Origin of the sequence: Desulfoferula mesophila (assembly GCF_037076455.1) — a bacterium.
GTDB lineage: Bacteria > Desulfobacterota > Desulfarculia > Desulfarculales > Desulfarculaceae > Desulfoferula > Desulfoferula mesophila.
Window position 1 is genome coordinate 2221779 of sequence record NZ_AP028679.1, and the last position, 23361, is coordinate 2245139.

Sequence of the window (23361 nt, forward strand, 5' to 3'; positions counted from 1 at the left end):
TGGTTATTTCGGCGGCGATGTTTGCCGTTGCCTGCGGGGTGAAGTCCAACCCCATTCCCTCCTCGCTCCTGGTGCCCGCTCCTCCCTCTAGCGTGGCGCTCAAGTCCACCGCCGAGGGCATGCTCATCAGCTTCAACGTGCCTTCCGCCAAGGACGCCTCGCGGGCCATCGAGGACATAAAAATCTACTATGGCTATCTGCCCCTGACCGGCGACCCGGCCTGCCCGCCGTGCCCGCCGCGCTTGCGCAAGTTCTATGACTTCACCTTGGCCAAGGGCAAAAGCAAGGTGGACCCCATGGAGGGCGGCCGCTTCTCATATCTGGACACCGCCGCTCCCATGAACATGGAAGCGGTGTACCAGGTGGTGCTCACCGACGGCGCGGGCCGGGAGAGCAAGCCTTCACACCTGGCGCGCATGCCCCGCCTGGTGCCGGCCGGCGCGCCTCTCAACCTGAAGGCCACCTCCGGGGATCAAGAGGTCATTCTGGCCTGGGACGCGGTCCGGGCCTCGGTCAATGGCAAGACCCTCACCGACATCTCCGGCTATATCGTGGTGCGCAAGGGCCCCGACGGCACCAAGCAGCTCAACGAGCGCCCCTTGACCGTGCCCATGCTCAAGGACCAGACCGTCAACAACGGCAAGGACTACTCCTACCAGGTCTTCGCCACCCGCGCCTACCGCGACCACAACCTGCCCGGCCAGGGCAGCCAGTGGGTCAAGGCCGCGCCCAAGGACATGCAGCCGCCGGCGCCGCCCAGCGATCTGGCCGGAGCCAGCACCGCAGAGGGCATCTACCTGCGCTTCACCCCCAGCCCGGACGTCGACGTGGCCGGATACAACGTCTATCGCAAGACCAAGGGCGGGCAGTGGAGCAAGCTCAACGCTTCCTTGCTGGTGGAGAACGTTTACATCGACAAGGGCGTGAAGCCTGAGAAGACTTATTACTACCGGGTGCAGGCCCAGGACGAAGCCGGCAACCTCAGCCAGTTCAGCGAGGAGATGGATATAGTCCATCTTCCCTAGTCCAGGTGGGGTTGGGCTTGACAAAAGCAAAACTTTAAGCATATTTATGAATATTGACCATCTGTATACGATGGTCGCGCCGCGACCCCGTCTCTCGGGGCGCGGCCCAGATCTGAAAGCGGCGGTAGAAGCATGGCACCGAACCGGAATAAAATGAAACCTAAAGCCGGGGGCCGGCGAAAAAAGGCCTCATGCTTTCGGTTGCCGGAAAACGGGCGCCCGCCGCGCCGCGACTGAGCCTGGGCCTTCCCGGCCCTGATCCCATACAAGACGGCGGCCCCTTGACCAACAACACCAGCATTGTGCGGCTGTTAGACTATGCATCATTTTAGCTACAAGAATGGCGAGCTCTACGCCGAGGACGTGCCTCTGAGCCAGATCGCCCAAGAGGTGGGCACCCCGGTCTACGTGTATTCCCAGGCCACCCTGGAGCGGCACTTCAAGGCCTTTGACCAGGCCTTCGAGGGCCTGGAGCACCTGGTGTGCTTCGCGGTGAAGGCCAACAGCTCTCAGGCGGTGGTGGCCACCATGGCCCACTTGGGCGCCGGAGCGGACATCGTGAGCGGCGGCGAGCTTTATCGCAGCATGGCCGCGGGCGTGCCCGCCGAGCGCATTGTTTACTCCGGGGTGGGCAAGAGCGAGGCCGAGATGGCCGCCGCCTTGGACGCGGGCATCCTCATGTTCAACGTGGAGAGCGCCCAGGAGCTCGCGGTGCTCGACCAGGTGGCCGGGCGCCTGGGCAAGAAGGCCCCGGTGAGCCTCAGGGTGAACCCCGACGTGGATGCCCAGACCCACCCCAAGATCACCACCGGCCTGTCCAAGAACAAGTTCGGCCTGGACATAGAGCTGGCCTTCAAGCAGTACCAGGACGCGGCCAAGCTGCCCAACGTGGAGCTCAAGGGCGTCTCCTGCCACATCGGCAGCCAGTTGACCAAGGTGGAGCCCTTTGCCGACGCCCTGGAGCGGGTGGGGGTGCTCATCGGCCGGCTGCGCGGCGCGGGCATTGAGCTGGAGCTGTTGGACCTGGGCGGCGGCCTGGGCATCTCCTATGACCAGGAAGAACCCCCCAGCCCGGCCCAGTACGCGGCGGCCCTCAAGGAGCAGGCGGGACGCCTGGGCCTGAAGCTGGTGTTGGAGCCGGGGCGGGTCATCGTGGGCAACGCGGGCATAATGTTGTGCCAGGTGCTGTTCACCAAGGACACCCCCGCCAAGCACTTCATCATCGTGGACGCGGGCATGAACGACCTGGTGCGCCCGGCCATGTACGACTCGTTCCAGGCCATCTGGCCGGTGACCGAAGACCCGGAGCGCCCCCAAGTGGTCAGTGACGTGGTGGGGCCCATCTGCGAGACCGGCGACTTTTTGGCCCGGGATCGCCAGCTGCCCGACATGGGCCGAGGCGAATTGATGGCGGTGATGAGCGCCGGGGCCTACGGTTTTTCCATGGCCAGCACCTACAACTCCCGCCCCCGGGTGGCCGAGGTCATGGTCAGCGGGGACCGGTGGTCGGTGGTGCGCCGCCGTGAGACTACCGAGGAACTCATGCGCGGCGAAAGCCTGCCCGAGTGGATGGACTAGGGGCCCCGACGGGGGCCCTTAACTTATTTATTCAGATAGGAACACCATGGATTCGGCACAAATAAAGCGTCTGGAGGCCTTGGCGGGGATCGATCTGGTCAAGATGACCGGCACGGGCAACGACTTCATTCTGGTGGACAACCGCAAAGCCGGGGTGACCCGGGAGTTGATGTCCGATCTGGCCCTGGGGCTTTGCCAACGTCGGCGTTCGGTGGGGGCCGACGGCATGATCTTTCTGGAGCCCAGCAACCGGGTGGACCCTGTGCGGGGCACCGTGGATTGGCGCTGGCATTTCTTCAACGCCGACGGCTCGGCGGCCGAGATGTGCGGCAACGGCGGGCGCTGCGCCGCCCGTTATGCCCACGACGTGGGCCTGGCCGGCGAGGAGATGGTGTTCGACACCACCGCCGGCCCCATACGCGCCTGGATTTTGGATTCGGGCGTAAAGCTGGAGATGATCCATCCCTTTGGGGCCTACCAGGGGGTGGAGCTTGAGGTGGACGGCGGGATGGTGAAGATGGACGGCGTTAACACCGGGGTGCCCCACGCGGTGATCGCGGTGGAGGATATCGAGGCGGCACCCGTGGTGCCGGTGGGCCGCAAGGTGCGCTTTGCCCCCCACTTCGCCCCGGCCGGGACCAATGTGAACTTCGCCTGCGCCAAGGACGGCGAGTTGGTGGTTCGCACTTACGAAAGAGGAGTGGAGGACGAGACCCTGGCTTGTGGTACCGGCGCGGTGGCTTCCGCCTTGATGCTGGGCCCGGCCATGGGCCTGAAATCGCCGGTTAGGGTCAAGGTTCGCAGCGGCGAGGAATTGAAAGTTCACTTTGATAAGCAGGGCGAGGACTTCGGCCCGGTATTCCTGGAGGGGGCGGCGCATTACGTCTACTCCGGCAAGCTCAACGCCGAAGCCCTGGCTTGGTTACATACTCAGGAGGATTCTCCATGTTAAAGGGAGCCATGGTAGCTTTGGTCACTCCGTTTACCGCGGAAGGCCAAGTGGATGAAGAGAGCCTGCGCAGGCTGATCGAATGGCATATTGAAAGCGGCACGGACGGCATCGTGCCCTGCGGCACCACCGGTGAATCACCCACCCTCAGCCACGAGGAGCACCGCCGGGTCATCGAAATCACGGTGGAGCAGGTGAACAAGCGGGTGCCGGTGGTGGCCGGGGCGGGCAGCAACAGCACCGCCGAGGCCATCGCCCTGACCAAGCACGCCAAGCAGGTGGGTGCCGACGCCGCCCTGCTGGTGAGCCCCTATTACAACAAGCCCACCCAGGAGGGCCTCTACCAGCACTTCGCGGCCATCGCCAAGGAGGCCGCGTTTCCCTTGGTGCCCTACAACATCGCCGGGCGCACGGGGGTGAACATCGAGCCGGCCACCATGGCCCGCCTGGCCCAGCTGGACGAGGTGATCGCCTGCAAGGAGGCCAGCGGCAACATAAGCCAGATGGCCGAAATCTACCACCTGTGCGGCGACAAGATGGACCTGTTGTCCGGCGACGACAACATGGTGCTGCCCTTGTTGTCCATCGGCGGCAAGGGGGTCATCTCGGTGGTGAACAACCTCATCCCCTCGGAGATGTCCGAACTGTGCCGCCGCTGGTTCGCCGGCGACGTCGAAGGGGCCCGCGAGATATTCTACAAAGTGCTGCCCCTGTGCAAGGCCATGTTCCTGGAGACCAACCCCATTCCGGTGAAGGTGGCCATGGGCCTGCTGGGCCGCATTCCCAACGCTTCCCTGCGGCTGCCCCTGTGCGACATGGCTCCGGCCAACCTGGAGCGCCTGAAGCAGGCTCTGGCCGCTTACGGACTCAAGTAGGGGAGGGCCGTATGGTCAAGATCACCGTGGCCGGGGCGGCCGGTCGCATGGGCGGGCACATCGCCCGCGCCGTTTACAACCGCCAAGGCGCCGAGTTGGCGGGGGCCTTCGAGGCCCCCGGCAATCCCACCGTGGGCAAGTCGCTGGCCGGTGTGGTGGGCCTGTCCGGGGCCGAGGGCGTGGTGGGCGACGACCCCGCCGAGGCCCTGGCCGAGGCCCAGGTGCTCATCGACTTCACCTCCCCGGCCTCCAGCATAAAGAACCTCAAGCTTTGCGCCACCCTGGGCAAGGCGGCGGTGATCGGCACCACCGGCCTGAACGAGGCCCAGAAAAAGACCCTCGTCGCCCAGGCCAAAAAGGTGCCCGTGGTGTTCGCCCCCAACATGAGCGTGGGCATGAACCTCATGTTCAAGCTGGTGGCCCAGATGGCCCAGGTGCTGGGACCGGACTACGCCCTGGAGGTGTTGGAAGCGCACCACGACCAGAAAAAGGACGCCCCCAGCGGCACCGCGGTGCGCCTCATCGAGGAATTGTGCCGGGTGCGGGGTTGGAATTACGATGAGGTATGCCGCCACGGCCGGGTGGGCATGACCGGGGCCCGCACCGCCAACGAGCTGGGGGTAAGCGTCATCCGCGGCGGCGACATCGTGGGCGAGCACACGGTGTATTTCATCGCCAACGGCGAGCGCCTTGAGCTGACCCATCGGGCCCACAACCGCGACACCTTTGCCCAGGGCGCGGTGCGCGCCGCCCTGTGGGTGGTGAACAAGGAGCCGGGGCTCTATGACATGCAGGACGTCCTGGGGCTGAGGGAGGCTGGCAAGAGTGAGCAAGAATAAAGATCTGCTGGGCTGCAAGCGGGGTATCGTTCGTTTCAGCTATCAGGGCAAGGTGCGCTATGGCCTGGTGTCCGGCGGCCGGTTGCGCCTCTACCAGGGGTCGCCGTTTTCCGGCGGGGTGCCGGGAAAGGAAAGCGCACCCCTGAACGAGGTGCGCCTGTTGGCTCCCTGCCGCCCCTCCAAGGTGGTGGCCGTGGGGCTCAACTACAAGGCCCACGCCAAGGAAGTGAACAAGGCCCTGCCCGCCGAGCCCATGATCTTTATGAAACCCTCCACCTCGGTGATCGGGCCGGGCGAGAAGATCGTGCGCCCGGCCATAAGCGAACGGGTGGACCACGAGAGCGAGTTGGGGGTGGTGATCGGCCGCTCCTGCCGTTTGGTTTCCCCGGAGCAGGCCCCTGAGTACATCCTGGGCTATACCTGCCTCAACGACGTGACCGCCCGCGACCTGCAGGCCCGCGACGGCCAGTACACCAGGGCCAAGGGCTTTGACACCTTCTGTCCCCTGGGCCCGGTGATCGCCCTGGATCTGGACCCGCGGCGGGTGCAGGTCAAGGCCGTGGTCAATGGCGAGACCCGGCAGGACACCAATACCTCGGACATGATTTTCGACGTCTATCAACTGGTCTCTTTCATCTCTCAGGTGATGACCCTCAATCCCGGCGACGTGATCGCCACCGGGACCCCCTCGGGGATCACTCCTCTCCAGGCGGGCGATGTGGTAGCCATAGAGATTCAGGGCGTGGGCGTGTTAAGCAACCCCGTGGTTTAAGCACAGTTAAAGATAAGAGCGAGAAGAACAGGAAACGACCATGGAGATTATTCGCGCCCAGCGCCTACAAAAACTGCCGCCCTATCTCTTCAAGGAGATCGACCGCCTGCGCGACGAAGTCCGCTCCCAAGGCGTGGACATCATCGACCTGGGAGTGGGCGACCCGGACCAGCCCACCCCGGCCAACGTCATCAAGCGCCTGAACGAGGCGGCGGCGGACCCCTCCACCCACAAGTACCCCGCCTACTCGGGCATGAACCGCTTCCGGGCCAGCGCCGCGGCCTGGTACAAGCGCCGTTTCGACGTGGACCTGGTGCCGGAAAAGGAAGTCATCACCTTGATCGGCTCCAAGGAAGGCCTGGCCCATTTCCCCCTGGCCTTCGTCAATCCTGGCGACGTGGTGTTGGTGCCCAGCCCGGCCTATCCGGTGTACAACAGCTCCACCATCATGGCCGGGGGCGTACCGGTGGAGATGCCGCTGACCAAGGATAACGGCTTCTTGCCCGACCTGGCGGCCATCGACCCGGCCACGGCCAAGGCGGCCAAGATCATGGTGGTCAACTACCCCAACAACCCCACGGCCGCGGTGGCCGACGCCGACTTCTACCAGCGCCTGGTGGAATTCGCCCTGGCCAATAGCATCATCGTGGTCTCCGACGCGGCCTACACCGAGATGGCCTTTGACGGATATAAGCCGCTGAGCTTCATGCAGACCCCCGGGGCCATGGAGGTGGGCATCGAGTTCCACAGCCTGTCCAAGACCTACAACATGACCGGCTGGCGCCTGGGCTTCGCCGTGGGCAACGCCGAGTTGGTGGGCGGCCTGGGCCAGGTGAAGAGCCAGATCGATTCCGGCGCTTTTGACGCGGTGCAGATAGCGGGCATCGAGGCCCTGGAGGGCGACCAGTCCAGCCTGGACGACATGCGTGCCCTGTACACCAAGCGCCGCGACGTGCTGGTGGAGGGCCTGCAGGGCCTGGGCCTGGAAGTGGAAAAGCCCAAGGCCACCTTCTACGTGTGGTGCGCCACGCCCAAGGGAATGAAAAGCGCCGATTTCACCAAGCGCCTGCTGTCTGAGTGCGGCATCGTCACCACCCCGGGCAACGGCTTCGGCGCCCCGGGGGAGAGCTACGTGCGCTTCGCCCTCACCGTGGACAAGACGCGCATGGCCGAGGCCCTGGAGCGCATGAAAAAGCTGGAGCTTTAGCGGCGTGCCCCAAGGCCGGGAGGTGTTCATCGGCCTGGGCTGCAACCTGGGCGACTGCCGGGCCAACTTGCGCTTTGCCTTGGAGGGCCTGGCCGTCCTGCCGGGATACCGCCCCCTGGCGCTCAGTTCCCTGTATCTGACCGCGCCGGTGGGCAAAACCGACCAGGCCGACTTTTACAACGCCGTGGCCCGTGGTAAATATGAAGGAGCGCCCCTGGAGCTGTTGGCCGGTTTGCAGGCCTTGGAACAGGCCAGGGGGCGAGAGCGCGTGGAGCGCTGGGGGCCGCGCACCCTGGATTTGGATCTGCTGCTTTTCGGGCGGGAGACATTGGATCTACCGGGCTTGCAAGTTCCCCATCCCCGCCTGAACCAGCGGGTGTTTGTTTTGGCGCCGCTGATGGAGATCGCCCCGGACTTGGTCCTGCCCCGCTGGGAGATGACCGCCGGGGAGCTTTGGGATCGCTTGCCCGCCGAGGAAAAGGCCCGCCAGGAAGCGAAACGGATTCGATGGGAATAGTTCGCCTGGTCCAAATAGCCGTAGTCATCCTTTTGGTGTGGATGGGTATCAAGGCGATAAAACGGTTCATGGCCAAGGACGCCGAACCCCGGCGAGTGCGGCGTGATGCCGCGCCGGGCGAGGTGATGGACGTGATGGTCCAGGATCCTCAGTGCGGCACCTACTTGCCCAAGCACGAGGCCTATAGCGCCTGGATCGACGGCAAGGAGCAATTTTTTTGCAGCCGCGAATGCCGGGACGCCTACAAGTCCGGGCAGTCGCCCAAGGCCAAGAAGGCCTGACAAGATAATGACCCGGCGGCCTGGCCGCCGGTTTGGTTTGAGGGGCATAACTAGGAGAGTCTGATGAAAATTTTTATCGACACCGCCGACCTGGCCGAAATCAAGGAGGCCATGAGCCTGGGCATCCTGGACGGGGTTACCACCAATCCCTCCCTGGTGGCCAAGACCGGCAAGCCCTTTGAGGCCTGCATCAAGGACATCCTGCAGGTGGTGCCCGGCGACGTTAGCGTGGAAGTAGTGGGCACCGACCACGCCACCATGGTGGCCGAGGGCAAGAAGTACGCCGCCTGGGGCGACAACGTGGTGGTCAAGGTGCCCATCATCCAAGAGGGCCTGAAGGCCATCAAGAGCCTCAGCCAGGAGGGCATCAAGGTCAACGTGACCCTGTGCTTCAGCCCCTTGCAGGCCCTGCTGGCCGCCAAGGCCGGCGCCTCCTACATCAGCCCCTTCGTGGGCCGCCTGGATGACATCGGCAGCGACGGCATGGATCTGATCCAGCAGGTGGTGGACATCTACGGCAACTACGGCTACGACACCGAGGTGCTGGTGGCCAGCATCCGCAACCCCATGCACGTGGTAAACGCCGCCCTGATGGGCGCCGACGTGTGCACCATTCCCTTCAAGGTCATCGGCCAACTGCTCAAGCATCCCCTGACCGACAAGGGCCTGGCCGCCTTTTTGGCCGACTGGGAAAAAGCCAACAAGGGATAGGAACGGCGCTCCGTGGGCCCCATGAAGAAAGAGCAGGTGTTCAACCTGCCCAACTTAATAACCCTGCTGCGGGTGGGCTCCATACCCCTGCTTATGGGTATGCTCTATCTGCCCGATGCCGGGTGGCACTGGGTGGCCGCCATCCTGTTCTTCGTGGCCGGGCTCAGCGACCTGGCCGACGGCTTGTTGGCGCGGCGCATGAAAAAGGTGACCGTGCTGGGCCAGTTCCTGGACCCATTGGCCGACAAGCTGTTGATCGCCTCCATATTGGTGGTGCTGGTGGCCATGGGAAGGGCACAGGCCTGGGCCGCGGTGGTGATCATCTGCCGCGAGGTGGCGGTGACCGGCCTCAGGGCCTTGGCCGCCACCCAAGGGCTGGCCGTGCCCAGCGATCGTTGGGGCAAGGCCAAGACCGCCTTGCAGATGCTGGCGGTGCTGCTGCTCATCATGCCCGAGCCCATCGGATCGTTCGACGTGCAGTATTGGGGCACCATCGCCCTGTGGCTGGCCACCCTGGTCAGCTTTGTTTCCGGGCTCAGGTATTTTGTGCGTTTCAATCGCCTTTACATTGGGCAAAGCTAGTTTCTGTTCAGATTTCGCCTTGACATAACGGGCGGATACTGTAATATTCGGTTGCCGATGCGGGAGTAACTCAGAGGTAGAGTGCAACCTTGCCAAGGTTGAAGTCGCGGGTTCAATTCCCGTCTCCCGCTCCACCCAAAAGCAACGCCGGCCTCCTTCGGGGGGCCGGTTTTTTGTTGGCAAAAGCGCTCCGACACACAAGGGAGCGCTGCCCGTGGCCCGAAACTGCTTGACACCCCCCCAAGGGGCCGATATTATTTGGGCCGGTCGTGCTGGGCTTATAACAGGCCGTAGTCACGGAATAATCGTACATAAGGCGGCGTAGCCAAGTGGCTAAGGCAGCGGACTGCAAATCCGTTATTCACCGGTTCAAATCCGGTCGCCGCCTCCAAAAAAATTAGGGGCTGGCCTTATTGGCCAGCCCCTTTTGTGTGTCCAACCGTCCTGTTAACCGCGTCCCGCCTTCTGGGAGTTTCGGGGAGTTCGACCTAGGTCCCAGATGCCGCCCCAAGTGAGTCCTTGCCCTGGGCGGTCCCGGCCAGCTATAGTGAGAGCGCAACGATGACCCGGAAGGGGACGGGTTCGAGGCTATTGGCGTTCGGCCTGCCGGGTAAGGAATCAGCGGACGAAGACCATGATAATCCCCCAGCAGCCCGGTGCTTTGCTCAAGGCTGTTAGCCAAGACATCACATTGGGCCAAAGCGCATCTTATTTGTCCCATAAAGGCGTTGCTGCCTTGTGCCTTCACGACGGCAAGGGCAGGGCGGTGGGTGTGTTCGTCCATCACAATCTGGCCGAGGCGGTGGCAGCTGGCGCCGCCATGCATGCGCCGGCTAGAAACTGGGCCGGCCCGGTCGGGGAATTTCACGGCCTTACACAAGAGAACGCCGCCAGCAAAGACCCCACGCCCGGTTTGGCCGCTTGGCCCATGGAGCGGCTGCTCTTCGACGTCCTCAATTCCATTTACAACCCGGTGTTGGCCGTGGACAGCGCGGGCACGATTATTTTCTGCAATCCCGCCATGGCGGCGGTGGCTAACACCACGGTTGAGTATCTCACAGGGCAACGGGTGGAGAATTACGTGGCCAACACCCGCTTGCCGCGCATCATCATTACCGGACAGCGTGAGACGGTACGCCAGATCGTCATAGGTGGGCGCACCTACATTTCCAACCGCACGCCCATAAAAGACGGCGAAAGGGTCATCGGCGCACTGGCCATTTTGCAAGACATCTCCGAGCTGGCCGCAATTGCGGATAAGATGGAACGCACCAAAGACCTAACCAACGAACTTAACGCAATAATCGAATCTTCTTTTGACGGCATCTATGTAACGGACGGTCAGGGACGCACTCTAAGGGTAAACAAGGCCTACGAGCGCATCACCGGACTGCGGCGGGAAGAACTACTCGATCGCAACATGCACGATTTGGTGGAGGAGGGCTTTTACAACGAATCGGTCACCCTGCGGGTGCTGGAGACCCAGCGGGCCGAGTCGCTAATGCAGACCATACGCACCGGCAAGACGGTGATGGTCACCGGCACTCCCATCTGTGATACGCCCGGCAAGGTGTCGTTGGTGGTCACCAGCGTACGCGACGTCACCGAGTTGTACAACCTGCAAGTCAAACTGGAGCGCGAAGAAAAGCTGCGCACCAAGTATGAGAGTGAGCTGGAGCTTCTGCGCCGCAACACCGAGGAAGAAAACGACATAGTGGTGCAGTCGGGCAGAATGCGGGAGGTCTACGAGTTGGCTCTGCGTTTGGCCAACGTGGACACCACCGTCTTGGTGCAAGGCGAATCCGGAGTGGGCAAGGAGGTGTTCGCCGACATCATTCACCGCAACTCTCAAAGGTGTGACGGCCCCTTGGTCAAGATAAGCTGCGCGGCCATTCCGGCGCAGCTTTTGGAGTCCGAGTTGTTCGGTTATCAGGCCGCGGCTTTCACCGGGGCCAGCAAACAGGGCAAGGTGGGCATTTTCGAGGCGGCCAAGGGTGGCACCATTTTCCTGGATGAGATCGGTGAGCTGCCCTTGGGATTGCAGGCCAAGCTGTTGAGGGTCCTGCAGGCCAAGGAAGTGATCCGGGTGGGCAGCAGCGTGGCCATGCCGGTGGACGTGCGCATCGTCGCCGCCACCAACCGCGACCTCCAGGACATGGTGCGCAGGGGACGCTACCGCCAGGACCTTTTCTTCCGCCTAAACGTGGTGCCCGTGGTAATCCCGCCTCTGCGCCGCCGCAAGGATGGCATTCCCAAGCTGGTCTATCATTTCCTCGACCAGTTCAACCGACGCTATGGATTCAGCAAGCAGGTGGACCCCAAAGTGTTGCAGGCCCTTTACGACTACGATTGGCCGGGCAACGTTCGCGAGTTGATGAATACCATCGAGCGCATGGTGGTAACCACCCAGGGTGAAGTGATCGGCTGGGCGGACATGCCCGACTACCTTAAAAAGGCCGCCGAAGAGCCCAGCAAGGACCCCGAAGTATTGGAGGGGTCGTTGAAGGCCACCCTGGAAGCGCTTGAAAAGCAGATCCTGACCAGCGCCCTGCGCATCCACAAAAGCACCTACAAGGCCGCCCAGGCTCTGGGGGTGAACCAGTCGACTATTGTCCGCAAGATGAAACGCCTGGGGATTCGTCTCAAAGCCAAGTAGAAAAAATTATGTGTCCAATGCGTAAACGCATTAATGCAGTAGCGCATTGGTTCGCGCACTAACCTAGAATTGTCAAGCTGTTATCCTTCCACGGCTTGTTCAAAAAGGCAAAAATGCATTGTTTGTCACCGTTGTGCACTAGGTCTTCGAGCCTTTTCTCACGGACAGCCCACAAACGAATTCCAAAACACCGCACCTAGCATAAAGTCACGATTAAAAGTTACTTAGCCTACAGATTGCCTCTCTGTTTTCCCGCCAAATCGCAACGGTTTCACATATTGGCATCCTTGTTGCTTTTTGTAACGCCGACGGCCCCACCCATGGTGGATGGCCTGGGGCCACAGCAAATCATCCTTTCGGTTACAGGGAGTATGTATCTCGGTTTCCGAATATCACGCGGCAACAGGAGGGTTGAGAGATGCCAATGATGACCGGCCAACAGTACGAAGACAGCCTGCGCAAGCTCAATTTAAAAGTGTACATGTTCGGCGAAAGAGTAGAGAACGTCGTCGACAACCCTATCATCCGCCCCTCGATGGAAGCAGTTAAGCTGACCTACGACCTGGCTCAAGATCCACAGTACGAAGACTTGATGACCGCCACTTCCCACCTGAGCGGCGAAAAGATCAACCGGTTCACCCATATTCACCAAAGCACCGACGACTTGGTGAAAAAGACCAAGATGGGCCGTCTGCTGGGTTCCCTGACCGGCTGCTGCTTCCAGCGCTGCGTTGGTATGGACGCCGTCAACGCCCTGTCCATCGTCACTTATGACATCGACCAAAAATTCGGCACGGAATACAACAAGAGATTTCTGACCTATCTGCAATATGTGCAGGAAAACGACTTCACCTGCGACGGGGCCATGACCGACCCCAAGGGCGACCGCTCCCTGCCCCCCAGCAAGCAGCCGGACCCCGACGCCTTCATGCATGTGGTGGAAGAGCGCGACGACGGCATAGTGGTGAGCGGGGCCAAGGCCCACCAAACCGGCGCCGTTAACTCTCACGAAATCATCATCATGCCCACCATCAGCATGCGCGAGGAAGACAAGGACTGGGCCATATCCTTTGCCCTGCCCGCCGATGCCGAGGGCATCACCTACATCATGGGCCGCCAAAGCTGCGACACCCGCAAGCTGGAAGAGGGCACCATGGACCGGGGCAACGGGATTTACGGCGGCCACGAGTCCCTCGTGGTTTTCGACAACGTGTTCGTGCCCTGGGACCGGGTGTTCATGTTCAAGGAGTGGGAGTTCGCCGGGCGCCTGGTGGAGCATTTCGCTTCTTACCACCGCCAAAGCTACGCCTGCAAGGCGGGCGTGGGCGACGTGTTGATCGGCGCGGCCCAAACTGCGGCCCAATACAACGGCGTGGCCAAGGCTTCGCACGTCAAGGACAAGCTCATCGAGATGAACCATCTCAACGAGACCTTGTTCTGCGGTTCCGTAGCCTGCGCGGCCCAGGGCGGCAAGGAGCCCAGCGGGACCTATCTAGTGGACACCCTGTTGGCCAACGTATGCAAGCAGAACGTGACCCGCTTCCCCTATGAGATCGCCCGCCTGGCCCAGGACATCGCCGGCGGCCTTATGGTGACCATGCCTTCGGAGGCCGACCTGCGCTCGCCCGAAGTTGGCAAGTGGGTGAACAAGTACTTCAAGGCCAACCCCGAGGTCTCCACCGAAAACCGCATGCGCATCCTGCGACTTATCGAAAACCTCACCCTGGGCACCGCCGCGGTCGGCTACCTAACCGAGTCCATGCACGGCGCGGGCTCTCCCCAGGCCCAGCGCATCATGATCGCCCGCCAGGTGAACATGGCCCAAAAGCAGAAGGTGGCCAAGAAGCTGGCCGGCATCGAGGAGGAGCAGGCGTAGTGTTTTTGGGCCTGAAGTTTTGCGGCGGCTGTTCGCCCGACTACGACCGGAGCGAGCAAGTCTACCGCCTGGCCCAAGTACTGGACGGATTGGTCGAACTGGTCTCGCACGAGGATCCAAGAGCGGAGCGCGTTCTGGTGGTCATGGGATGCAAAAACGCCTGCGCCGATACCCAGCCCCTTTTGGGCCGCGAGCTGATCTTGGTCCATGGAGAGGATGAGTTCGACCAAGCAATAAAGAGACTGCGCGCAGTCGCCAAAGGAGCCAAGAATGGATTGGCAAGAGGTATATAGGGACAAACTGGTCGATGCCGATGAAGCGGTCAGCCGGATCTCCTCGGGGGACCGGGTGGTGGTGGGCCATGCCTGCGGCTCGCCGGAGACCTTGCTTCGAGCGATGGTGGACAACAAGGAGCGCTATCACAACGTAGAGTTGGTCCACATGGTCTCCATGGGCAAGGCCGACTATTGCGAGATTGAAAACAGCCCGCACTTTTTCCATAACTCGCTGTTCGTGGGCGGTACCACCCGCCAGGCGGTGGGCGGCGGCTGGGGGGTTTTCACCCCCTGCCACTTCAGCCAGATTCCAAATTTGTTCACCCAGGGCATCTTGCCGGTGGACGTGACCCTGTGCATGCTTTCCCCGCCCGACGAGCATGGCTACTGCTCCTTCGGGGTGTCGGTGGACTACACCAAGCCGGCGGCGGAGAGTTCGCGCCTGGTCATCGCCGAGATCAGCCACCACATGCCCCGCACCTTGGGGGACTCCTTCATTCACATCAAGGATATTGACTGCATCGTGGCCACGGACGCGGAGCTGATTTCTCTGCCCCAAGCCAAGATAACCCCCACCGACGAAGCCATCGGAGGCAACTGCGCCGACTTGATCCGCGACGGCGACTGCCTGCAACTGGGCATCGGGGCGGTGCCCGACTCCATCTTGGGTTTCTTGAGAGACAAGAAGGATCTAGGTATCCACACCGAGATGTTCTCCGACGGCGTGGTGGATCTGGTGAATTCGGGCAACGTTACCTGCGCCCGCAAGAACCTGCACAAGAACAAGATGGTGGCCACCTTTTTCATGGGCACCGAAAAGCTCTACAAGTTCCTGCACAACAACCCCATGGTGGCCATGTTCTCGGTGGACTACACCAACGACCCCCGGGTAGTGGCCCAGAACGACAACATGGTATCGGTGAACTCCGCCCTGCAGGTGGATTTTGCCGGGCAGGTCGTTTCCGACAGCATAGGCTTCCGCCAATACAGCGGGCCGGGGGGGCAGGCCGACTTCGTGCGCGGCGCCAGCTGGTCCCGGGGCGGCCGTTCCATCCTGGCCTTCCACTCCACCGCGGCCAGGGGGGCCATCTCCCGCATAGTGCCAGCCATCGACCAGGGGGCCTCAGTAACCACCCTACGCACTGACGTGCATTACATCGTCACCGAGTATGGCGTCGCCGACTTAAGGGGCAAGTCGGTATCCGAGCGGGCCAAGAGCCTCATCGGCATAGCCCATCCTGATTTTCGCTCCGACCTGCGGCGCGAGTTTGAAAATATTTACCTGAAGGACAACCCGCTGCTCAGGCCCATGTCCGAAGAGCGGCGCAAAGCATTCTGGCCTCACGAAATGGATGGAGCTTATCTGCAACAGTTGCTTGGATGATGGAGCGCCCCGGCCTGTGATGCTCAGGCCGGGGCCCCCAATTGTTATCGGCAGGCACAACCAACACAGGGAGGATAGGGGATGATCCGTCGGGAACGGGAATACGGCAAAATTCAGCCGGGAATCAAGATCGGTCAGTTATACCTGCGGTTGCCCTTCGTTCACTACAGATTCGAGTTCCCGGATTACCTGCAAGGGCTTTTGATGTGCACGGTTTGCTTGGCCATCATTCCCGTGCTTACTGCCAAACTTGGCATGTCCTTTGAAGTTGCCCTGGCCATCGTCATTTTAAACGGCACCCTTTACCTGACCCACGTCATGTTCGGCGATCCGGTGGTGCCGGGCTGGGTTACCCCGGCCATACCCCTGCTCATCGCATATGTGGAGGCCTTTGCCCCAGGCGTAGAGCGCATGCAGGCGCTCATCGCCTTTGAGCTGACCTTCGGCGTGTTCACCATGTTGATAGGCTTCTCGGGGCTGGCCAAGAGGATTATCAACCTGGTGCCCAACGCGGTGCAGTCGGCCATTCTACTGGGCGCGGGCATCGCGGCGGCCATGCTGGTGTTCAAACCTGGAGAGGGACTGAAGAGCTTCGACAGCTTCCCCTGGACCGTCATCATCTGCGTGGGCCTTGCCTTTTACCTGTTGTTCTCCGAGCATTTCAAGCGCATCCGGCGCAAGAACAAGGCCCTGCGCTATCTGGCCAACCTGGGCATGATGCCCGCCTTGTTCCTGGCCATCTTCGTGGGCCCTCTAACCGGCGAGTTGGCCTGGCCCACCTATGACGGTGCTTTTTTCACCAGCCCGGACTTTGTGGACCTGTTCAAGAACTTCACGGTCATGGGGGCCATACCTTTTCCGCCGGCCCATATGTTCATCTCCGGCTTGCCCATGGTCATCAGCGCCTACATCGTGGTGTTCGGCGATGTGATCCAGTCCCAGGCCCTGTTGGAGGACGCCCAGAAGTATCGTCCCGACGAGGACGTGGACTACAACCCCAACCGTTCGCACATCATCTTCGGCGGCCGCAACATCATCATGAGCATCCTGGGCCCCGATATCTCCATGTGCGGCCCCCTGTGGGCGGCCATGCAGGTGGTGGTTTGCGAGCGCTATAAGCACGGCCCCGCGGCCATGGAATCGGTTAACGGCGGCGCCGGCTCCTTCAGATTCGGCACCTGGACGGGCTATTTCATAGCCCCCATCGTGGAGTCGGTGCGGCCGATACTCGGGGTGGGCTTGGCCTCCACCATGCTGATCCAGAGCTACGTCAGCGTGAGGGTGGGCATCTTGAAATCCCGCTCCTTCAACGACCTGGGCATAGCCGGGGTGGCCGGAGCCATCGTGGCCACCCGTGGCGCGGCCTGGGGCTTGGGCGCGGCCATCGCGCTAACCCTGCTGGTGTATCTGGGCAGCAAGAAGGAGAACGTCTATATGCGCGAGGAGCCGGTGTTCCCCTGCAACTCGCCCGAGAAAATCGCCAGGGAAATCGAAGAAGCGCAGAAGGAAGCGCAATAGTCTTTGCTGGCTGGTGACCGTAGGTCTCCGGACCGGCCCGAATGGACAGCCCTTGTCCCGCACGACAGTTGCCGCCGTCCTCAAACTCTCTCATGAGGGCGGCGGCAACCACCAAGCCAGGAAGGACGCTCATGGCATATATCTTTGGCTACCCCGAGACCAAGCCCCTGCGCAAGGACCTCATTTCTCTCGCCGTGCTCATGGCCGGCCCCCTGGTGGCGGCCATATCGATCTACGACGCGGTCAACGGCCGTCTGTGGGGCATTCTTTCCTCGGCCGTGGTGGGTGCGGGCCTGGCCGGGATAATGATACTTTCCTACGTCAAACTCTACCCCCGCTCCCTGCAGCGGGTTTTCAAACCCCAGCTTTTCGACCGGAACATCCGGCAAGACCGCTCCGTAATAGATGGGTTGAGCCACCTGGAAGGCGGCTGGTTCGTGTTCAACGACATCGTCCTGGAGCTTTTCAATGTGGAGCACCTGCTCATCGGCAAAGGCGGCGTGTTCGTGCTGGCCAAGGTGCGCCATCCCGGACGCCTCAATCCCCGAGATGGATTTCTCTTCGCCGGTGACGAGCCCCTGGAGGTCTTGACCACCAAGACCTGGCGGTCCTGCCACCTGATCAGCATCCTGCTCAGGAAATGGTTCAAGGTGGAGCATCTGCCCCAACCCATACTGGTGGCCGAGCGGGAGCAGATAGGTGATTGCCGCGAATTCGACGGCATCCGGATCATGGATCTCGGAGAGGCCATTCGTCGGGTGGCGAAGTCGCCCGAGGCCTTGGAAGGCGACACGGCCATGGCCTTGGCCAAGTTTGTGAAGGAGCGTTATGCGCCAAGCAAGTAGATATCCCTTGAACGAGCTGCCCAAGGAAGTGCTCATCTGTCTGGCCCTGACCCCCTTGGCGTGGGCGTTCTATCTGGTGAGCGAGATAATGCTCAGCGGCACCATATCCCTGGTGCAGTTGGGCATGGCCGGGTTGTGTTCCCTGGCGGCCTTCAGCCTGCGCGGCTGGGGCCGCTGGCTCTGCGTGGCCTACGACGCGCTAATGGCCGGCGCCCTGGTTTTTCAGGCAAGCCAAGGGCAATTTCCATCCTTGGCCTTGTTGCAAGGCGCGGCCTTCGTCATAGCCGGCGGGGCCGTGTTCTGGCCGGCCACCAGCCGGGCCTATCGCCAGGCCGCGGATCAAGCAGACGCCGGGGTCGTTCAGGGAGCGACGAAAGGTTAGGGGCCATAGGCCGGACGCGAATAGGGTGCGGAGTGAGGTGGCCGGGCGCTAGACAAAGACCACGGCCTGGAGCAGTTTCATTCCTTTGTCTGGGTAAGAAAGCAGTCGCACAGTTTCGGGCCTGGGAATCGATGCGGCCCCTGAATGGCTAACGCCCGGCTCAGTGCCTGCCATGTCTGGGTGGGGCTCCGCCTGGCCTGGTCCGGAGCACGCTTTGCGGTGGGCCCTTGGGTGAGATCAAGCCCATAACCTCGCCCACCCGTCTCCACCAGGACCTGCCGGGGGCCGCCCCCACTTCCAGTTCAGTCTCTATTTTGCAATCGTCACACTCGTCTTGCTCGGCGAGCGAACGCTCCAGCCAGTCATAGTCCAAAAGGCTTTCCGTAGGCTGGCGTATGTCTTGTCGCCACTGCTCCTTTGAAATCAGGGCATGTTGGGCCAACTGGCCCACCGTGCCCAGGCAGTACTTGCAAGCATCGGTGGGAACATCGGAATATAGCAGGGTGAGCAGGCGCTCCCGAAAATCCGGACTGTCAAGCAAACGCAGTCGGTCAGTGGCGACCTCGACGTTTTCATCCACCAGCTGCGGGATATAGGTGCCGCAGGGGCATTTGTACAGCCAGCCTTCGCGATAGACGGTACACATCCAGAGGTTGGCCAGCTTGCAGGTCTTGTATATTAGTTGGACCAGTTCCCGGTCTTGGGTACCTATGGAAGAAAAAGAATGGCGGAAAACATCAAACTGCATGATGCTCAAATCGACGCCGAACTCCGAAGCCTTTTCCCGGACCAGTGCAAATATTTCCTCGTCCGGGGAGACCTCGGGATAGCTGGAGATCTCCAGGCTGTCGATCGCCCGCAGGACGGCGTCGTCAATTTTGTGGAGCAAGGTGCCGTTGGTGACGAGTTTGAAATGGGGGCTGATGCCTGAGGCGCGGGCGGCCTTGACCACTTCCACCAAGGCGGGATGCAGCAATGGTTCGCCGCCAAGCACCTTCACGTAGGCGGGCCGGTAATACTTGGCAAGGACGGACAACTCCTTGCAAACCGTATCAGGATCCGCGAACCATTTCGCTACGACCGGCGAGGCGTGGTTGCAGGCGCGGCAGGTAAGGTTGCAATGGTCGCAAGCGATCAGATCCATGTGGTTTTTAGGCACGATGTGGTCGCTTGGCAAGATGCTCCTTCTTCAATGGTTTCAGTCGATGACACCTCTATATTCCAATCTCCCACAAGTGTTTGCCGCCGTCAAACTAGATGGATCACCCCATCATATTAGGAGAATTTATGAACTCTATATCCTGCTGCGGTCTGGACTGCGCCCAATGCCCGGCCCATCTGGCCTGGCTGAACGACGACCAGGCCCTGCGGCAAAATACGGCCCAGGAATGGTCGCGCATGTACAAGGCCCAAATCACCCCGGAGCAGATCAACTGCCAAGGTTGCCAGTCGCTTCAGGAACCCCTGTTCGGCCACTGCCACGCCTGCGACATCCGCGCCTGCGCCCGTGAGCGGGGCCATGCTACCTGTGCCCCCTGTGTGGACTATCCCTGCTCCCGTCTGGATTTCGTGCACCAGGCCGTGCCCGCCGCCCGGCAAAACCTGGATAATTTGCGCTCCCGGAGCTGAGGGACCATACTTGGGCCATGATTGCCGCGCAGAAATCAAAAGACGCCTCACGCGACATCTTGGTCATCGGGGGAGGGCGCTTCGGTAGCCTGGCCCTGGAGCGCCTGCCCGGCCGGGTGACCAAGGTGGTGGAGCCCGCCCCGGATGAGGGCCTGCTCGCCCTGGCCCACGCTCAGGGCGCGGAGGTGGTGCAAGCCCAGGGAGTCGATATCCTGCCCCCCGCCCTGGCCGGGGAGCGCCCCCCCATCTGGGTGGTGCCCGCCTTGCCGCGCCATCTGCTGCACGACTGGCTACTTAGCGAACTGGCCCCCCAAGGGGCCCGCGCCTTGGAGGTGCCCCAGGAGCCGCTGCCCCAGGTGGCCATGGCCATGCGGGGCGAGGAAGGCCAATGCTTCCTCAGCCTGGCCGATTTCCGCTGCCCGGACGACTGTCCCGAGCCGCCCAAGCTGTGCACGGTCACCGGTAAGCCCCGCGGCGCGCCCCTGTTCCAGCGCTTGGCCGAGATGAGCCCGCCCGGTTGGCGAGTGGCGGTGTTGCGCAGCCACCAATTGGCCCCTGGAGTGGGCGGCTGCCTTGCTTCTGAGATGCTGGAGCTCAAGCAACTGGTGCAGGCCCAGGGTGGAAAATGGCTAGTGGCCACCGCCTGCCGCTGCCACGGGGTAGTCAGCGGCCTTGAGTTGCCGGAAAAGCCTCACCATGCCTGATTTCGCCTACCAGGCGGTGCTGTTCGACATGGACGGGGTGGTGCTGGACTCCATGGAGCAGCACGCCGCCGCCTGGCTGCGGGTTATGGGCGAGGCGGGCCTGCACGTGGAGCGGGAGTTCGTGTTGCTGCACGAGGGCTGCCTGCAGACCGAGGTACTGGAAAAGCTGCTCCAGGAGCAGGGCGTAATCCTGCCGCCGGGGCAGGGGGCCGCGGAATTCATGCTGCGCCTGCTGGACGGCCAACGCCGTCTTTACCTGGAGGAGTTCGCTCGCCAGGTGGCTCCCTTCCGCGGCGCGGCCGGCCTGCTGCGAGCCCTGGCCTCCCGGGGGGTGCCCACCGCCCTGGTCACCAGTTCGCGGCGCGACCAGGTGGATAGCTGCCTGCCCGAGGGGTTGCTGCGCAGCTTTGCCCACATTGTCACCTCGGACGACGTGACCCGTCACAAGCCCCACCCCGAGCCTTACCTAAAGGCCTCCCAAGCCCTGGGAGTGGCGGCGGATGGTTGCCTGGTGGTGGAAAACGCCCCGGCGGGCATCGCCGCCGCGCGGGCCGCCGGAGCGGTGTGCTACGCGGTGGCCACGACCCTGGGCCGCGAGCACCTGAGCCAGGCCCATGCCGTTTTCAGCGGCCTGGACGAGCTGACCCATTATCTGGGGATGGGCGGGGCAGGGGAGTGATGCGCCTCCTGCTGGCCCAGGTGTCCCTTTTACCCGAAACGCTCAGCCGCAAGGTGACTCCCTGGCAACTGCCAAGCCTGGCGGTCCGCCACGGTTTTCAGGGAGTGGAGTGGCTGGACCGTTTGCTGCCTTCGCTGGAGCCCCGGGCCCTGCGCCGTTTGGGGTACATGAGCCGCGAGGCGGGCGCCACGGACAACGCCCTGAGCCTGAGCATCCCCTATGACGCCGACCCCGGCCGTCTGCACAGGGCCACCCAGCGCTGCCTGGCACTCTTGGAGGCCTGCCCGTCCCTGGGGGTGGGCGCGGTGCGGGTGGATCTGGCCCGATCCGGAGTCAACCTGGGGCATCTATTAGAGATGGTCAGCTCCTGGCGCAGCCACAAGTATCAGGGAGGCGATCCCCTGGGCTGGGCCGGGCGCTTGGCTTACCTGGTCCTGGCCAGGGCGGGCCTGGCCCGCGACCGGGGACACGGGACCACTCCGCCGCCCTCGCCTCGAGCCGAACTGGACCGCGCGGTGCGGGCATTGTTGCCCCTGGCGCGAAAAGCGGCCGACCTGGGCCTTGCCCTGGGGGTGGAAAACCACTGGGGCCTAAGCGGCCGCCAGGATCAGCTTTTGTATACAATCCACCAGTTGCGGGAATACGGCGTGGGCGTTTGCCTGGACCTGGACAACTTTTACGGCGACCAGAACGCCTTGTCCGGGGTGGCCGCATTGGCACCCCAGGCGGTGCACGTGCATTACAAGGCACACGCCAGGGAGGCTGAGGCCGAGGCCGCTCGCCTGGATTACCGGGCGCGCCTGGGGCACCTCCAGAGGTCCGGTTATGCGGGAATGTTCAGCGTGGAATACGACGGCCCGCCGCCGGGCCTTAGCGGATCCACGCGAGCCGCCAGGGTATTGCGGGAGATGTGGGAAGGGCGCTCAGATGGTGGCTGCTAGCGGGGAAGCCGAGGTGCGGGCGTCGGTGCTGTTCAGTCGCGACGCAAGGGAATACGATGAGTTGCGCCGCCTTTTGGTGCCTTGTTTCGACGAGTTCTATGGCACCGCTCTCAGGCTCATTCAGGAATGGCGGGGCACCTCGGATATCGAGGTTCTGGATATCGGCGCGGGAACCGGTCTTTTTTCGGCCATGGTGCTGGGGCAGGGGCAGGTCAAGCGGCTGTGCCTGCTGGATGGTTCTGCCGCCATGCTAGAGCGGGCCCGTTGCCGCTTTCCAAAGGACGACCTGGTGGAGTACCGGATTGCCGACATGGGCCAGGCCGATCTGAGGGGGCCGTGGGACCTGGTCATCTCGGCGCTTGCCATCCACCACTTATCCGACGACGGGAAACGCGAGCTATATCGTCGCATTCGCCGTGTGTTGAAGCAGGGCGGGTTGTTCGTGAACGCCGAGCAGGTCGCCGGGCCGACGCTTGAGGCGGACCAGCGCTACGAACGGATCTGGTTGGAGCAGATTCGCCAGCTCGGCGTATCGGAGGAGGAGGTCGCAAAGGCGCGCCAACGCATGTCCTATGACCAGTGCGCGCCGGTAGAGAGCCAACTACAATGGTTGACGCAAGCAGGGTTCTCGGAGGTGGATTGCAGCTTCAAGGCCTGGCGCTTCGCGGTGATCAGCGGCTTGGCCTGAGCCGCTTGACTAGTTCCACATGATGCTTTCGTTGCCCGTGGGGAACTTGTCCACCCGAGGCAGTTCCACCCAGCGTATGCGGATGCCTTGCGGCGTGTTGACTATGATCCGCTGCCAGGATTTGCCGCTTTGGGTGTCCACCATGAGCATTCCGCCATAGGGCTTGGGCGCCTCGAATATCTGGTAGCGGGGCGGCGGGCTATACAGGCTGACGGCCCCGCCTTGAGGAACTGCTTGCGGGGGGGCGGCCATGGCTGGTGCGGCGCAGGCCAAAAGGGCCAGCAGGATGAAACAGATTAACGCGGCTCTCATGGCGGTGTCTCCTTGGTTTTCGTTGATTTTAGCCTTATTAATTAGCTCCGAGCAAGTATCTATAAAAAAGGTATTGTAAACAATAAGATATAAGATAATATTTATAACAAGAATTCGAATAAACATATAACAACAT

The 23361-nt window shown here is 62.2% G+C and carries 25 protein-coding genes and 2 tRNA genes; 25 read left to right on the forward strand and 2 right to left on the reverse strand.

Features of this window, described 5'->3' with window-relative positions; genetic code table 11:
• Positions 1-17: 17 nt before the first annotated feature.
• From AACH32_RS09935 to AACH32_RS10030, 20 genes are all read left to right on the forward strand, one after another.
• Positions 18-1025, forward strand: a complete 1008-nt coding sequence (locus AACH32_RS09935) for a fibronectin type III domain-containing protein (protein ID WP_338606622.1) — start codon at positions 18-20, stop codon at positions 1023-1025.
• Between the two features lie 318 nt (positions 1026-1343).
• Positions 1344-2603 (forward strand): diaminopimelate decarboxylase, encoded by a 1260-nt coding sequence (gene lysA / locus AACH32_RS09940; RefSeq protein WP_338606623.1) that lies wholly within the window; start codon positions 1344-1346, stop codon positions 2601-2603.
• A 46-nt stretch (positions 2604-2649) separates the two neighbouring features.
• Entirely contained in the window at positions 2650-3555 is a 906-nt protein-coding gene (gene dapF, locus AACH32_RS09945; protein ID WP_338606624.1) for a diaminopimelate epimerase, read from the forward strand.
• Positions 3549-4427, forward strand: a complete 879-nt coding sequence (gene dapA / locus AACH32_RS09950; RefSeq protein ID WP_350341545.1) for a 4-hydroxy-tetrahydrodipicolinate synthase — start codon at positions 3549-3551, stop codon at positions 4425-4427. The genes dapF and dapA overlap by 7 nt, the downstream gene beginning before the upstream one ends.
• Positions 4428-4438: 11 nt before the next feature.
• Positions 4439-5266: a 4-hydroxy-tetrahydrodipicolinate reductase gene (gene dapB / locus AACH32_RS09955; protein WP_338606625.1), complete on the forward strand. Its 828-nt coding sequence runs from the start codon at positions 4439-4441 to the stop codon at positions 5264-5266.
• A complete protein-coding gene (locus AACH32_RS09960; RefSeq protein ID WP_338606626.1) occupies positions 5253-6038 on the forward strand; it encodes a fumarylacetoacetate hydrolase family protein in 786 nt (261 codons plus the stop codon). The genes dapB and AACH32_RS09960 overlap by 14 nt, the downstream gene beginning before the upstream one ends.
• Positions 6039-6078: 40 nt before the next feature.
• Positions 6079-7245: an LL-diaminopimelate aminotransferase gene (locus AACH32_RS09965; RefSeq protein WP_338606627.1), complete on the forward strand. Its 1167-nt coding sequence runs from the start codon at positions 6079-6081 to the stop codon at positions 7243-7245.
• Positions 7246-7249: 4 nt separating this feature from the next.
• Positions 7250-7762, forward strand: a complete 513-nt coding sequence (gene folK / locus AACH32_RS09970) for a 2-amino-4-hydroxy-6-hydroxymethyldihydropteridine diphosphokinase (protein ID WP_338606628.1) — start codon at positions 7250-7252, stop codon at positions 7760-7762.
• Positions 7753-8043 (forward strand): hypothetical protein, encoded by a 291-nt coding sequence (locus AACH32_RS09975; RefSeq protein ID WP_338606629.1) that lies wholly within the window; start codon positions 7753-7755, stop codon positions 8041-8043. Before folK ends, AACH32_RS09975 begins: the two co-directional genes overlap by 10 nt.
• Before the next feature lie 63 nt (positions 8044-8106).
• Positions 8107-8754: a fructose-6-phosphate aldolase gene (fsa, locus tag AACH32_RS09980; RefSeq protein WP_338606630.1), complete on the forward strand. Its 648-nt coding sequence runs from the start codon at positions 8107-8109 to the stop codon at positions 8752-8754.
• A gap of 21 nt (positions 8755-8775) precedes the next feature.
• A complete protein-coding gene (gene pgsA / locus AACH32_RS09985) occupies positions 8776-9336 on the forward strand; it encodes a CDP-diacylglycerol--glycerol-3-phosphate 3-phosphatidyltransferase (protein WP_338606631.1) in 561 nt (186 codons plus the stop codon).
• A 59-nt stretch (positions 9337-9395) separates the two neighbouring features.
• Positions 9396-9470 (forward strand) — tRNA-Gly (locus AACH32_RS09990).
• Positions 9471-9651: 181 nt separating this feature from the next.
• A tRNA-Cys gene (locus AACH32_RS09995) sits at positions 9652-9727 on the forward strand.
• 345 nt (positions 9728-10072) lie between these two features.
• Positions 10073-11992: a sigma 54-interacting transcriptional regulator gene (locus tag AACH32_RS10000; RefSeq protein WP_338606632.1), complete on the forward strand. Its 1920-nt coding sequence runs from the start codon at positions 10073-10075 to the stop codon at positions 11990-11992.
• Positions 11993-12410: 418 nt separating this feature from the next.
• A complete protein-coding gene (locus AACH32_RS10005; protein WP_338606633.1) occupies positions 12411-13868 on the forward strand; it encodes a 4-hydroxyphenylacetate 3-hydroxylase family protein in 1458 nt (485 codons plus the stop codon).
• Entirely contained in the window at positions 13868-14161 is a 294-nt protein-coding gene (locus tag AACH32_RS10010) for a hypothetical protein (RefSeq protein ID WP_338606634.1), read from the forward strand. The genes AACH32_RS10005 and AACH32_RS10010 overlap by 1 nt, the downstream gene beginning before the upstream one ends.
• A complete protein-coding gene (locus AACH32_RS10015; RefSeq protein WP_338606635.1) occupies positions 14139-15527 on the forward strand; it encodes an acetyl-CoA hydrolase/transferase family protein in 1389 nt (462 codons plus the stop codon). The genes AACH32_RS10010 and AACH32_RS10015 overlap by 23 nt, the downstream gene beginning before the upstream one ends.
• A gap of 81 nt (positions 15528-15608) precedes the next feature.
• Positions 15609-17045 (forward strand): hypothetical protein, encoded by a 1437-nt coding sequence (locus AACH32_RS10020; RefSeq protein WP_338606636.1) that lies wholly within the window; start codon positions 15609-15611, stop codon positions 17043-17045.
• A gap of 131 nt (positions 17046-17176) precedes the next feature.
• Positions 17177-17890, forward strand: a complete 714-nt coding sequence (locus AACH32_RS10025; protein WP_338606637.1) for a hypothetical protein — start codon at positions 17177-17179, stop codon at positions 17888-17890.
• Positions 17874-18272 (forward strand): hypothetical protein, encoded by a 399-nt coding sequence (locus AACH32_RS10030; RefSeq protein ID WP_338598709.1) that lies wholly within the window; start codon positions 17874-17876, stop codon positions 18270-18272. The genes AACH32_RS10025 and AACH32_RS10030 overlap by 17 nt, the downstream gene beginning before the upstream one ends.
• Before the next feature lie 160 nt (positions 18273-18432).
• Here the strand turns inward: AACH32_RS10030 and AACH32_RS10035 are convergent, their stop codons facing one another.
• Positions 18433-19449 carry a radical SAM protein gene (locus AACH32_RS10035; RefSeq protein WP_338598712.1) on the reverse strand — a complete coding sequence of 339 codons (1017 nt, stop codon included), beginning with the start codon at positions 19447-19449 and terminating at the stop codon, positions 18433-18435.
• 110 nt (positions 19450-19559) lie between these two features.
• On the opposite strand from AACH32_RS10035, the gene AACH32_RS10040 reads away from it, so the two are divergent.
• From AACH32_RS10040 to AACH32_RS10060, 5 genes are read left to right on the forward strand one after another with little or no spacing between them, the layout of a single operon-like run.
• Positions 19560-19901 (forward strand): DUF3795 domain-containing protein, encoded by a 342-nt coding sequence (locus tag AACH32_RS10040; RefSeq protein ID WP_338598714.1) that lies wholly within the window; start codon positions 19560-19562, stop codon positions 19899-19901.
• A gap of 17 nt (positions 19902-19918) precedes the next feature.
• Positions 19919-20605: a hypothetical protein gene (locus AACH32_RS10045; RefSeq protein WP_338598717.1), complete on the forward strand. Its 687-nt coding sequence runs from the start codon at positions 19919-19921 to the stop codon at positions 20603-20605.
• On the forward strand, positions 20598-21284 hold the full coding sequence (locus tag AACH32_RS10050) for an HAD family hydrolase (RefSeq protein WP_338598719.1): 687 nt from the start codon (positions 20598-20600) through the stop codon (positions 21282-21284). Before AACH32_RS10045 ends, AACH32_RS10050 begins: the two co-directional genes overlap by 8 nt.
• Positions 21284-22225 (forward strand): sugar phosphate isomerase/epimerase family protein, encoded by a 942-nt coding sequence (locus AACH32_RS10055; protein WP_338598723.1) that lies wholly within the window; start codon positions 21284-21286, stop codon positions 22223-22225. Before AACH32_RS10050 ends, AACH32_RS10055 begins: the two co-directional genes overlap by 1 nt.
• Entirely contained in the window at positions 22212-22913 is a 702-nt protein-coding gene (locus AACH32_RS10060) for a class I SAM-dependent methyltransferase (protein WP_338598725.1), read from the forward strand. The genes AACH32_RS10055 and AACH32_RS10060 overlap by 14 nt, the downstream gene beginning before the upstream one ends.
• Before the next feature lie 9 nt (positions 22914-22922).
• Here AACH32_RS10060 and AACH32_RS10065 read toward each other — a convergent pair whose 3' ends face one another.
• Entirely contained in the window at positions 22923-23225 is a 303-nt protein-coding gene (locus AACH32_RS10065) for a hypothetical protein (protein WP_338598728.1), read from the reverse strand.
• Between the last annotated feature and the right edge of the window lie 136 nt (positions 23226-23361).